Source organism: Pseudoalteromonas aliena SW19 (genome assembly GCF_014905615.1).
Lineage (GTDB): Bacteria > Pseudomonadota > Gammaproteobacteria > Enterobacterales > Alteromonadaceae > Pseudoalteromonas > Pseudoalteromonas aliena.
The window spans coordinates 70,109-83,461 of sequence record NZ_AQGU01000017.1 but is presented as its reverse complement, the minus strand read 5'-3'; the positions used below and the strand labels follow the sequence as shown (position 1 = coordinate 83,461).

At 38.1% G+C, this 13,353-nt stretch carries 7 protein-coding genes; 5 read left to right on the top strand and 2 right to left on the bottom strand.

Going from position 1 to position 13,353, the window contains the following annotated elements:
- Positions 1–232 precede the first annotated feature (232 nt).
- Together PALI_RS00500 and PALI_RS00495 are read left to right on the top strand one after the other, a co-directional pair.
- Complete coding sequence (locus tag PALI_RS00500; RefSeq protein WP_077537515.1) at positions 233–2,833, top strand: TonB-dependent receptor domain-containing protein; 2,601 nt, start codon at positions 233–235, stop codon at positions 2,831–2,833.
- 543 nt (positions 2,834–3,376) lie between these two features.
- Positions 3,377–5,128 (top strand): DEAD/DEAH box helicase, encoded by a 1,752-nt coding sequence (locus PALI_RS00495; protein WP_193154428.1) that lies wholly within the window; start codon positions 3,377–3,379, stop codon positions 5,126–5,128.
- 33 nt (positions 5,129–5,161) lie between these two features.
- Here the strand turns inward: PALI_RS00495 and PALI_RS00490 are convergent, their stop codons facing one another.
- Positions 5,162–5,497 (bottom strand): ribonuclease E inhibitor RraB, encoded by a 336-nt coding sequence (locus PALI_RS00490; RefSeq protein ID WP_138586462.1) that lies wholly within the window; start codon positions 5,495–5,497, stop codon positions 5,162–5,164.
- A gap of 169 nt (positions 5,498–5,666) precedes the next feature.
- Here PALI_RS00490 and PALI_RS00485 point away from each other — a divergent pair, with 169 nt between their 5' ends.
- The 3 genes from PALI_RS00485 to PALI_RS00475 are packed head-to-tail and all read left to right on the top strand — an operon-like array spanning position 5,667 to position 12,009.
- The gene (locus tag PALI_RS00485; RefSeq protein ID WP_193154427.1) at positions 5,667–7,394 is read left to right on the top strand and encodes an autotransporter assembly complex protein TamA; all 1,728 of its coding nucleotides are present in this window, start codon (positions 5,667–5,669) and stop codon (positions 7,392–7,394) included.
- Entirely contained in the window at positions 7,394–11,074 is a 3,681-nt protein-coding gene (tamB, locus tag PALI_RS00480; RefSeq protein ID WP_193154426.1) for an autotransporter assembly complex protein TamB, read from the top strand. Before PALI_RS00485 ends, tamB begins: the two co-directional genes overlap by 1 nt.
- Positions 11,075–11,103: 29 nt before the next feature.
- Positions 11,104–12,009: a peptidylprolyl isomerase gene (locus PALI_RS00475; RefSeq protein ID WP_193154425.1), complete on the top strand. Its 906-nt coding sequence runs from the start codon at positions 11,104–11,106 to the stop codon at positions 12,007–12,009.
- A 453-nt stretch (positions 12,010–12,462) separates the two neighbouring features.
- Here PALI_RS00475 and queF read toward each other — a convergent pair whose 3' ends face one another.
- Positions 12,463–13,308 (bottom strand): NADPH-dependent 7-cyano-7-deazaguanine reductase QueF, encoded by an 846-nt coding sequence (gene queF / locus PALI_RS00470; RefSeq protein WP_077537520.1) that lies wholly within the window; start codon positions 13,306–13,308, stop codon positions 12,463–12,465.
- Between the last annotated feature and the right edge of the window lie 45 nt (positions 13,309–13,353).

Below are 13,353 nucleotides of genomic sequence, written 5' to 3'. Positions count from 1 at the left end.
GCGACTTAAGAACCAGTGTAAGTAGGCAAAATAAAAGCCTTTTGTTATTTTTACTGGACGAAAGTTAATAATGTGTTGACCTCATTGTTTCACTAGTACTATCATTCATCACTCAATGAGGTCCTACTATACCTAAATAAGGGTATTTTTTGTTTTAATAAATAGGGTTTTATTGCGAACTAATTTAAAAAATTTAGTATAAATAATAAATAAGTATTCTAGGGAGAATTAAATGATAAACAATAAAATTTCAAAGGCAGTTCGCTTAGCGATTGCTTTTGGTGCAGCATCAACAGCAGCATTTTCTGCAAGTTCAATTGCTGCTGAAGAAGGTGTTGAAAAAGTAGAGCGAATTCAGGTAACAGGTTCACGTATTAAACGTGTTGATATGGAAGGTCCAAGTCCAGTTCAAGTTTTTAATAAACTTACAATTGAAGCTTCAGGTACAGAGACTATTGCTGATTTCTTAATTAAATCGAATATCGCTGGTCCAGGTATTGATACAGCTGATGATACGCTAGCTCAAGGTGGTGGTGAAGCAAGCTTTGCAACTAAAGGCCTAGGTGCGGCTTATACAATTTTCTTAGTGAATGGTAATCGTTTACCAGGTACACCAACGGGTGGTAGCGCTAGTCCAGATATCAACCAAATCCCAATCGCTGCAGTAGAGCGCATAGAGTATTTATCTGATGGCGCATCGGCTATCTACGGTGCAGATGCTGTTGCCGGTGTTATTAATATCATAACGAAAAAAGATTTTGAAGGTCTAAACGTTTCAGCTCAATACGGTCAATCTGCTGAAGGCGATGCCGGAACTACATCACTACAGATGGTGACTGGTATTTCTTCTGACCGTGGTAACGTTATGTTTTCAGCTGATTTTTACAAGCGTGAATCTGTTAAAGCAACAGACCGCCCTCTAATCGGTAGTGCTATAGCACCGAACGGTACTGATAGCCGCAGCCCAACTGGTTTTCCAGGCACATGGATTGAAAAAGATTTCTCAGAATCTTTTCCTGTAGCTGGCTGTCCTGAAGGCAATATCCGCCCTACTACAATCGTTGATAGCGGAACAGAATGTTCTTATGACTTTGCTGCGCTTTATCAAGCATTTCCTTACATAGAAAAATTCAATATATTCACTCGTGGCGAATACAATGTATCAGATGATTTAAGCGTCTGGGCAGAGGGTCGTACTAGCAGAACTCAAACAGAAGTTAGAAATGGAGCTGCACCAGCGCCATTCACACTGGTTGGTGCTGATAACGAAGAAAATCCTTACGGACGTGATATGTATATCATTCGCCGTACAGTTGAAGCAGGTCCTCGTGCGAGAGATCAAGTTAACTCAACAACTGGTTTTGCTACTGGTCTAGAGTACTCATTAACTGATGATATTTACGTAGATGCTAAGTACCAAAAGAGCTGGGCACGCCAATCTAGCGTTGGTGTAGGTGGTCAAATATCTAAAAAAGCGCTAACTGCTGCAATTGCTGCTGGCGATATTAAGTTAACTAGCGCTAATTCATTTGAAGATTTTGAAGCTATCTCAGTTGCTACACATCGCCAAGGTGAATTTGAAGAGCAAATAATGAACCTTGGTATTTCAGGAACATTACCTTTTGAACTTGGTGATGAAGCTGTAGGTTTCGCACTTGGTGCAGAAGTACGTGAAGAACAATATTTTGATGTAACAGATATTGCACAACAGTCGCAAGATATAGCTGGTGGTGCGGCGTCTAATGGACGAGGAAGTAAAGATACTGACTCATTCTATTTAGAACTAAACGCACGTCCAATTGAAATGGTTGAAATTTCTGCTGCTGTTCGTAGTGACTCTATTAAAACAACCCTTTCTGACTTGGGTTCTGAGACTACTTACAAATTAGCAATTGCAGTAAGACCAACTGACACATTATTAATTCGTACTTCATATGGTACGGGCTTTAAAGCACCTACATTAGGTAACCTATACCTAGATGAAAGTTTTGGTGTTGTAAAAGCAATTGACACTAAAGCATGTGCTGCTGATGCGGGTCAGTGTTCAACACGAGAAATACGTTCATTAAGTGGTGGTAACCCAGATCTCAAGCCAGAAACTTCGAAAAGCTATGGTTTAGGTTTTGCTTGGGACGTTGATTTTGTAGAAGGTTTGTCTGTAACAGCTGATTATTGGAATTTTGAAGTTTCAGATAAAATCGGATCTTTAGGTGTTCAAGAAATCCTAAATAACGAAAGCGATTACCCTGAACTAGTAAATCGAATTGGTGGACGAATTGCGCATCCTGATGCTTTTGTCAAATCAAACTTACAAAATCTAGCTGAGCAAAGTGGTTCAGGTATTGATTATAATGTTAATTACACATTTGATACATCATTAGGTACTGTTATTGCAGGTGTTAGAGCATCTCAGCTGTTAAGTTCTGAAGAGCAAACATCAGCAATTCAACCTTTGTGTGAAGAAAAAGGAACTACTTCAGAAGCTGAATGGTCTTCTAGTTTCTACACTAGTATTACTAGCGATAACTGGGGTGCGAATGTAAACGTACGCTATGTAGGTGAAACAGTAGACCATGAAGGTGGTTTAACATCAGGTACTTGTGATTTTGCTAAACCTGAGACTCGCCTAGCAGTTGATAGTTATACACAGGTTGATTTATCTGGTCACTACTATATTACTGAATCAGTTAAATTTTCAGCAGGTGTGAGAAATTTATTTGATGAAGAGCCTCCTTTCTCAACGGTAGCTGGTGGTGGTTGGCCTTGGTACGACCAGTCACTATATGACAACATGGGTCGCTTTTATTACACAAAAATTGAATTATCTTTTTAATAACTAGTTCAATTGTTTCGTACTAAAAGTACGTAACAGCGATTAATATAGGCCAGTTGCTTTTGCATCTGGCCTTTTTTATGTATTTTACTCATCCCTGACATGTATGCATTGAGGACTAAATATGAAAGGTTTAAGAGTAAATAACTTAAAAAAATCTTTTTGAAAAGAGGCGTATATTTAATTTGTATAAAAACGATAATCCAGCCACTTTTAGATACAAATAACCTGAATCTTTTTTAATAAAAATCAACTAAATACTTGTTCCAAAAACTGTTATCTTAAATAATTAAGGGGGAGGTATGATTAATTTAGCTTGTTATTTAAGGTGTTGATGGCTTTTATAATATATTTATACATCGATAAAAAAGAAAAATGCAGTAATAAGGAAACCATGATCTGTTTTTATGGCTTCATACATCATTTAGTCATCAATCATCTCGGTAAAATTGTCCCATTGAAAGTATAAAAATATGAATTGATCTATATTGGATCTAACCATTCTTTGCTAAAATCTTCTTATTAAAACCTAATTGTTTTCCCATGAGCTATAAACTAAGACCTTACCAGCAAGAAGCGGTAGAGCGCAGCGTTTTGCATTTTAGAAAAACCAATGAGCCCGCTGTTATTGTATTGCCTACTGGTGCCGGTAAGAGTTTAGTTATTGCTGAACTTGCCCGCATTGCTAAACAAAAAATATTAGTACTTGCTCACGTAAAAGAATTAGTTGAGCAAAACGCACAAAAGTACAAAAGCTTTAATTTAGAGGCGAGTATATTTTCAGCAGGTTTGAAAGAAAAATCGCTTACTCATCAAGTTACCTTTGCTAGTGTGCAATCGTTATCTCGCAATTTAGATAAATTGAATGAGCATTATTCTTTACTTATTATTGATGAGTGCCACAGAGTAAACGGCGATAAAAAAAGCCAATACGGTAAAGTGATTAATACGTTAAAAATACATAACCCTGAACTGAAAGTACTGGGTTTAACCGCAACGCCTTTTCGATTAGGTATGGGCTGGATTTACCATCATCATTATCATGGCTTTGTGCGTGGCAATAGCGAGAGTCCTTTTAAAAACTGTATTTTTGAATTGCCTTTAAGGTACATGATCAAAAATAATTACCTTACCTCCCCTAATGAAGTGGATGCTGCTATTAGCCATTATGATTTTTCTGCTTTGAATGCAAATGCATCTGGGCAATATACGACCGATGACATGAATGCGCTTTTAAAAAAGAGTACCCGTGCAACGAAAGCTATTTTACAGCAAGTAATTCAATACAGTGAAGAGCGTGAAGGTGTTATGGTTTTTGCAGCCACGGTAATGCATGCTCAGGAAATATTAAACTATTTGCCAGCTCATCAAAGTGCACTTATAACAGGTGATACGCCAAACACTGAGCGCGATAAAATCATTAAGCAATTTAAAGCTAAGCAATTAAAGTATCTAGTTAATATATCGGTACTAACAACCGGCTTTGATGCGCCTCACGTCGATTTTATTGCTATTTTAAGACCAACGGAATCTGTAAGTTTATATCAGCAAATAGTCGGACGAGGGTTAAGATTGTCGGATTCAAAGAAAGATTGTTTAGTTATTGACTACGCTGGTAACGGTTTTGATTTATTTTACCCTGAAGTAGGTGATAAAAAAGGTGATAGCGATAATGAACCCGTTCAGGTAGTTTGCCCTGGATGTGGTTTTGCGAATATATTTTGGGGTAAAACTGATTCAGCAGGAAAAGTAATCGAACACTTTGGTAGGCGCTGTAAAGGTTTATTAGAAGACGATGAGGGGCACAAAGCACAGTGTGATTATCGCTTTAGATTTAAAGAGTGCGAGCAGTGCGGCGCTGAAAATGACATTGCAGCACGAAAGTGCCACGATTGCGGTGCAGTAATGGCTGATCCTGATGACAAACTAAGAAATGCGCTTAATTTAAAAGATGCATTGGTATTAAGGTGCAGCGGGCTTAGTATTTCCTTACTAAAAGATGAAATGATTAAAGTTACGTATTTTGATGAAGATGGCGCAAGTTGCGACGAGATATATAATCTTGCTAATAAAGGTGCGCAATATATTTTTAATAAACAGTTTGGTAAACGAGTGGGACATGGACAAACGCCAGTAGATTTTAAATCGGCGCAGCAGGTTTTTGATGCACAATTTGATTTAGTGTCACCTGATTTTGTTATTGCTCGTAAAAGTAAAAAATATGGTTGGAAAGTCGCAGATAAGTTATTTGACTATAAAGGGATTTTTAGAAAAGCGAATCAGTTAAGCCGTTAAGCTTAACTGATGAAGATTTTAGACTAACAGCGTTTAAGCCTCTTCACTGTCCATTAATCCCCAGCCATCGCCATAGCCGTTAGAGCTATTGGCAATGCTTTCAATGTATTGCTCAGCTTGACCAAGTAATGTGTGCTCAGGCACCATTTGAACTTGAGCAATCACTTCCCAAACACCCGTTTCGGTGCATTTTTCAATTTTAGCATTTTGTACTAAGGCATCAGTGACGATTTCCTTTGCAAACTTTTCTGCATCAGCTTGTTGTTCAAATAAAATATAAAAATCAACTTGGTGCATTTTATTTAAATCGATGCCTTCAGCGGCTATTTCGGCTAAAAGTTGGCCGTTATCATCATCAGGAAATTGCATTAAAAAACTCATTAAATTATTTTGTGCTTGTTATCGCTATTGTAACCAAAATAAACGCATAAGGCGTACTAATTTTAATATTTGAATTAATGCTGGGCTCATTATTACTATGATAATATGCGAGCTGAAATCAACGATATTTTAAAAATATAAAGCAAAGGATATTTACTTGTTCAATCAGTTTTTACGTTGTATGTGTGTCTTATTCATTTTTTTTAATACGCAGGCTTTTTCTTCTGAGAAAGTGATTGAAGATTATGAAATAAAAGGGCTTGGTGGCGAGCTAGAAAATAACGTTGCTCTTTATTTAAAACAACTCATTGGTGAAAAACCAACACGTACACTGCGCCGCTATGCTAAAAAACAAGTTGAAAACAGTATAAAAGCGCTAGGTTATTACAGCCCTGTTGTTGAGGTTGATTTTGACAAAAACGACAGCGACTTAATTGTTAAAGTTGAACGAGGCCCTGCAACCCGAATTGAGTCAATTAACGTTGCTTTAAAGGGTGATGGTAAAAATGATGAAGCTCTTCAAGCATTAGTAAAAAACATCAATATTAAACAAGGTGATGTCTTAAATCATGGTATTTACGATTCAGCCCATAAAAAAATAGAGTCGATGTTATTAGAATTAGGTTATTTTGATGCAAAATGGCCAGCAAGAAAACTAGAAGTGTCGCTTAAAAAAAATAGCGCAGCTATTACGTTTTTAATTGATACCGGTGTGCGCTATCAGTTTGGTAATGTTGATATAGCGAATAAAACACCGGCTGCAAAATATATTCGATCTTTAGCGCCTTTCTCTGTGGGCCAGTCCTATAAATCAACGCTTATTGCCGATTACAATCTTGATTTATCAAGTACCCCTTACTTTGCAAGTGTGCGTGTATACGCTGATATTGCAGCACGTAAAAATAGCCAAGTGCCAATTAAGGTCGATGTTTTACACAAACCAGCAAATAGTTATGAAATTGGTGGTGGGTATAGCACCGATTTAGGCCCCAAAGTACGTTTTAAATGGTCTAAACCATGGATAACAGAAAATGGGCATTACCTCGAAAGCAATCTAAATGTGTCACAAAAGCAGCAAGACATTTCAATGGCCTACACAGTACCTATTGATGATCCTAATGATGACTTATGGCGCTTCTCGGTCGGTTACAAATTAGAAGATGAACTGACAAACGACACTTATAGCAAAATACTAACAGGGCAAGTTCAACGCCAATGGTTGACTGAAAACAAGTGGGTAAGAACTGCATTTTTACGCCGCGACCAAGAAACCTATCGAATAGGGGATGAAGTAGAAAAAACCACTGAAATGTTAATGCCGGGTATTAGTTATGCACGTAAAAAATCGAAAGGGGGAACTACGCCTTATTGGGGAGAGCAGTGGTTGGTATCTGCTGAATTCGCTCTAGATGACATGCTCTCGAGTACTAATTTAATAAGAGTGCAATTACAGCATGCTTGGTTAAGGACGTATTTAGATCGCCATTTAGTTTTTTTAAAAGGCAATGTGGGAGCCATGCTTGTTGATGATATAAGCAACGTACCATTTTCACTGCGCTTTTACGCCGGTGGTGATCAAAGTGTTCGAGGCTTTGCGTACCAGTCTATTTCACCAGAAAACGACGAAGGCGAATTGATTGGGGGTAAGTATTTACTATCGGGTACTGTTGAATATAATTACCAGTTTGCTCAAAATTGGCGAGCTGCTTTGTTTGTAGATGGTGGTACGGCAACAAATGATTTTTCAGACCAATTCGAAGTGGGTGCTGGGTTTGGCTTTCGCTATTTAACACCTGTGGGCCCTGTCAGAATCGACCATGCATGGGGCGTAACTAAAGACAGTAAAAGTACGCGTTTGAGTATTACTATAGGGCCTGAAATTTAATGTCAGTATTTAAAAAAGTAACCGCAGTCGCAAGTGCCATATTAGTGAGCCTTTTAGTTATATTATTTTGTTTATTATTTACCGCGCCGGGTAATCAGTTTATAGCTTACAGTGCTAATAAAGCAGTGGATGGTTTGAACATAGATATAAAAAATGGGCGTTTTTTATATAACGATACGTTTAACGTACGATTTAAGAACGATGGACTTGATTTTAATGCTCAGCAATTAAAGCTCAATTTATTTTGGTGGCAGTGCGATGGTATTTGTATAGATAACTTCAGCGCTAAATCTATAGATTTAACGTTACTAAACACCACAGAGTCACAAGAGCAAATCCCTGCACAGACACTTGAAAAAATCAGCTTACCTTTTAATATTGCTGTAAAAAACATTGCGATAAATAAATTCACTCTAGAGCATCCAAGTGCAAAAGTAAGCGTTAATAACTTTAAACTCTCAGCAAGAGCAGACGATTCAAAGCTAACAGTTAAAAGCCTGAATATCCCCAGTATACTGGTTGCATTAAAAGAGCAAGACGCTAAAGCACAAACTGCGCAAAATACTCAAGCGCCCATAACGCAGCTACCAGCATTGCCTAATATAGAATTTACTTCACCACTTGACTTAGTCATTGAAGAGTTTGAAATAGCTAAAGTCACGATAGAGCAAGACGAAATTCAGTATGTGATTGAGAGCATAGCGCTGCAATTAAGTGTGGAAGATGCAATTGTTAATTTAGAGTCATTATCAGCAAAGTATGAACAGTGGCAGCTTAATACGCATCTTAACGCAGAGCTTGCAGGGAACTTGCCCGTAAAAGGGAATGTTGTTTTACAAAGTGAAGAGCACCAAGCCAACTTGCAGTTGAGTGGTGATTTATCAAACTTAAACCTAAATTTAGAAACGCAGGGACAATACCCGCTCAATGTAACGGCAACAGCAAATTTAAAGCAAAAAAACTATCCGTTTGAGTTAAATGGCAAAATTAAACAGTGGCTTATTGATGCACAAAGTAATGAGCTTAAAGTGCAAAATGTTAGTCTTAATGCACAAGGTAATGCCGACGACTATCAGCTTACATTGCAGGCGAGTAGCCAACTAGGTGCGTACCCAGCGGTTGACTTAAATACCCAATTAAAAGGCAGTCTCAGCAAAGCAGCCTTACAAGCGCTAAGTATTAAAGCGAACGAAAGCAGTGCCACTATAAACGCTAATATTGATTGGCAAAAAGGCATACAGGCTAACTTTAATGGCACGCTTGCTAACTTAAAAGCGCAGTACTTAACTGATGCCATCACCAGTGATATTTCAGGTCAGTTTAAAGGCTCGTTTAATGCCGCTGACGATAAATGGCAGCTACAAATGAATAATACAACGTTAAGCGGATTACTTAATGACGTACCGTTAGAGTTCGCTTCAAACTTTAAGCTAGACAATACGTTAAAAGCTAATATTGATAGCTTTTATTTAACTAGCGGCATCAATGAGTTAGCATTAACCGGACACGTTGACGACACTTGGCAGGTTGATGGCAAAGTAATGCTAAAAAGTGATGGTGAGGCTAATTTGCCATTTATTGCTAATGGCAATGCTGATTTAAAAGTGAGAGGGGATAGGCTTACTCCATCCGTTGACTTGGCGTTAATGCTAGAGAGCTTTATTTTTAATGAAATTAATATAAATAAACTGTCACTAAAAGGGCATTTAGATACCGCAGCCGATTGGCAAACCGATGTTGCGGTAAGTGTTGGCTCGGCACTTGTGGTCGAACAGCAAATTAACAGCGTAAAAATTGATATTAGTGGCGACAAAACAGATCACCAAGTTACCGCATCAGTAGATGCAGAAAAAGGCGCTGTAGAGTTTGAAGTTAACGGAAAAATGAATAGCAGCGTATGGAATGGTGAAATAAGCAATATAACGTTGAGTGATAATAAATTAATTTTTAGCAACACAAAAAAAATTGCCTTAATGGTAAACACACAAAATAATGATTTTGATGTAAGTGCGCATTGTTGGCAATCGGCGAAAAGTAAATTGTGCATAGATACTTTATTGCAAACGAATACACTTGGGCAGCTTAGTGCAAAGCTAAGTAACTTATCACTTGAAGAACTCAAGCACTTATTGCCCAATAATATTCGCACACAAGGCGACGTAAAGGGTGACTTTGCTGCAAATTGGCAGTCAGGTGCGCTTAAAACATTACGCGCTAACTTAAATGCCAGTGAATTAACCGCAATTCTCACCTCAGAAGAAGACCGCTTTAAATTGCCAATAGAGACATTACACATCAGTGCGTTTTCAGATTCGCAAATAGGCAAGTTTGAGGCTAATTTAGAATCCAGTGTACTGGGTAAAATTACCACGCAAATAAATATCGATGATATACAAAATAAACAAAGTCTAAAGGGGAATGTGAATATAGATAAGGTTTTATTATCAGACATACAACCTTTCTTAGAAACACTTGAACAGATAAAGGGCGCTATCAGCGGGCAAGTGGCCTTAACCGGTACGTTAAAGGATCCTCTTTTAGATGGCGAACTGAATATTGAAGACATTAATTTAGCAGGTGAACAGCTGCCTATTGCTCTTGAAAAGTCGAATGTAAATATCTTATTTAACAAAACAACAGCAACAGTTAAAGGCAATTTAAACGACCCTCAAGGTGGCAAAATTAAGTTAAGTGGTGATGTTGATTGGCAAGGCGAACAGCCTATCGTTAACGTATCTGTATTAGGTGAGCAATTTTTTGTACGTGCGCAGCAAGGTGTTGTGTTTAAAGTATCACCAGATTTAAAAATAGGCTTAGCCAATAACGCATTAAAGCTTGTTGGTGAAGTGATTGTACCCTATGGCCGTATAGAGATTGAAGAGCTGCCAGAGGGGGCGGTACAAGTGAGTGATGATGAAATTATAGTGGATCAAAAATCAGCAGCAACTAAAAAGATGCCTTTTGATTACGATGTTGACTTAAAACTTATTTTAAAAAATGATGTGAAAGTAGAGTCCTTTGGTTTGGCATCAAGAGTCGCTGGAGATTTAGCAATTAAAATGAGCCAGGGAGCGCCCACGATTGCAACTGGTGAGCTTAATTTAATTGAAGGGACTTACTTAGCATTTGGACAAGATTTAATAATAAGGACAGGTCAAATTGGCTTTAGTGGCTCTATAGAGCAGCCATACTTAAATATTAAAGCTATTCGTAATCCAGAAAATACTGCAAATGATGTTATTGCAGGCGTTACCCTTACAGGTACTATAAAGCAGCCAACACTTAAAATATTTTCTGAGCCTGCAATGGATCAAGCTCAAGCACTTGCGTATTTACTTAATGGGCAACCACTAGGAGAAGGTGACAGCTCAAGCGACGCTATGCTTACACAACTGCTACTTTCTCAAGGTGTGAGCCGAAGTGAGGGGGTGGTTTCTAAGGTGGGTGAGACGTTTGGTTTGTCGGATGTGAGCTTAAGCTCTAAGGGTACTGGCGATAACACCAAAGTAGAAATATCAGGTTATGTTGCACCTAGTTTACAAGTAAAATATAGCGTCGGTATTTTTGACTCATTGAGTGAAGTGGCTGTGCGCTATCAATTACTTTCACAGTTATATATAGAGATAACCAGTGGGTTGTATCAAAATGTTGATGTGCTATATAAATTTGACTGGGAATAACTAAAATAATAATTCTAAGGATGTGAGTGATGAAAAAAATGATATTGTCGGTTTTGTTAGCCGCTTTACTAAGTGGTTGCGCTCAAATACATAACAAGGACGTTACTAAACAATCGTTACCTTTAATGAGCGCGAGTGAGGTAGTTGCCAGTGCAACAGATAACGACTGGCGAGTAGTTGACGCGCAAAATATTTTAAAGATAACGCTGCCAACGGGCGATGCGTATATTGAGCTTAATGAACAGCTTGCCCCAAAGCACACTCAAAATATTAAAAAGTTAGCGCGAGAAGGGTTCTATAAAAATACTAGCATTTATCGGTTTGTTGAAGGTTTTGTCGCACAAGGTGGCGATAGCTCGAGTAAAAAGTTAATTAAAACGGCAGATAAAACAGTTCCTGCTGAGTTTTATTTAACAACAAATAAACCACTTTTAATTACTGAGCTAAATGGCGACGGATATGCGCCAGTTACCGGTTTTTTAAACGGCTTTGCAGTAGCTCAAAATTCAGCACATACGCAAACATGGCAAGTACACTGCAGTGGTGTGTTTGCAATGGCGCGCGATAACGATATAAATAGTGCGAGCACGGAGTTTTTTGTAACGATAGGGCAAGGGCCGCGTTATCTTGATAAAAATATTACGGTGTTCGGCCGAGTGCTAGAAGGGATAGAGCATTTTAACCGTTTAGCGCGTACACCAATTGAAGGTAAAGCATTTAATCTAATTACGAATATACAAGTGCTTGGCGATGTCCAAAGCGATAAAAGTATCTTTAAAGCAATGAAAACAAATTCACCGGTGTTTAAAGATTTGATCCGTGCTCGTAAAAACCGTAATGAACCTTGGTTTGTTAAAGCACATAACTACGTTGATGTGTGTGGCATGCCGATACCCACTAAGCGCGAAGTTATACCAATCCGCAATAATACTTAATCATTTTGCGGGGCTAAACGTGTCGCTACCTGCGTTAAAAAATTCTCATTTACGACTGCATGGATGCAGAAGGTAGAGCAATGCAGGAGCAATTACCGAGAACAACTAAATAACCTGAACTCTGGATAATAAATCTATCTCTAGCAGCTATTTTCAGCGCTAACTGCGTTGAATTTACTTGCAATAGGCCAGCTATTGACGCGTAAATTCGCCTTGTTTTCACTGAAAATCTTTGGCTAGAGAAAATAAATTTAAATATCACCATGATTCAATATGTTAGTAAATCTCTTAACCAGAGTTCAGGTTAAATAGCAATTTTTTTGCCTAGCTATCAACACGTTTTCCCAGCCTCAAAATAGCTCACTTAATTAAGCGAATTGGTATTAATTAAATATACAAATAGAAAAGGAGCCAAGGCTCCTTTTTCAACACTCATATTCCAGTGTAAAAAACTTACTGACGATTAATTTTAACCGCGAACGGTGTATCGTTATAATGCGTAGAGCGATACGGATTTATATCAAGCCCACCACGGCGGGTATAACGTGCGTAAACCTCTAGCTCTTTAATATTAAGCTGCGTGGTTAAATCGCTATAAATACGCTCTACACATTGTTCATGAAACTCGTTATGCGTTCTGAACGAAATTAAATAACGTAATAGTGACTCTCTGCAAACTTTCTCTCCCGTATACCTAATAATAATGCTGGCCCAATCAGGTTGCGAGGTAATTAAGCAGTTAGATTTTAGTAAGTGGCTATGCAGGGTTTCAGTTACGAGTTCATCACGTTGTGATTTAAGCGAATGCGCGTCAATATGGTAATTATCAATTTCAATATCTAAGTCATCAATACATTCGCCAGGCAGGGGGGTGCATGGTAAGCAATTAAATTCATCAGCCTTATATAAGGTTACTTTTACGGGGCTGTTAACCGCGCTTGATAAGTCATCAATTAAGTGCTGTTTTACTACCTCAATGCTTTCAAATCGGGTTTGGTTAAAGCTATTCAAATAAAGTTTAAACGACTTTGACTCAATAATATGGCTGCTCTGACATTCAAAAATAAAGAGGGCGACAGCCACTTGTGGTTTGCCTTTAGCATTAAGCCATGAAAGCTCGTAACCAGTCCAAATGTCTTGTCCTTTAAACGGGAGTGCGGCTTCATCAATATTTAAAGCATCACGATTTAGCTTGCGTGCAATAGGGAAAAGCAAGCTCGGTGTATACACATCCACATACTCGGTAGATTGGCCTAATACACTGCCTTTTAGATCTGGAGAATTGCTGTAATCTGTCATGTTTGCTCTTAAATAGTTACAATAGGAGCATTATATCTAATTTGA

Coding starts and splice junctions, on each gene's coding strand:
- PALI_RS00500 (WP_077537515.1), top strand. CDS start 233: ATGATAAACAATAAAATTTCAAAGGCAGTTCGCTTAGCGATTGCTTTT.
- PALI_RS00495 (WP_193154428.1), top strand. CDS start 3,377: ATGAGCTATAAACTAAGACCTTACCAGCAAGAAGCGGTAGAGCGCAGC.
- PALI_RS00490 (WP_138586462.1), bottom strand. CDS start 5,497: ATGCAATTTCCTGATGATGATAACGGCCAACTTTTAGCCGAAATAGCC.
- tamB (WP_193154426.1), top strand. CDS start 7,394: ATGTCAGTATTTAAAAAAGTAACCGCAGTCGCAAGTGCCATATTAGTG.
- PALI_RS00475 (WP_193154425.1), top strand. CDS start 11,104: ATGAAAAAAATGATATTGTCGGTTTTGTTAGCCGCTTTACTAAGTGGT.
- queF (WP_077537520.1), bottom strand. CDS start 13,308: ATGACAGATTACAGCAATTCTCCAGATCTAAAAGGCAGTGTATTAGGC.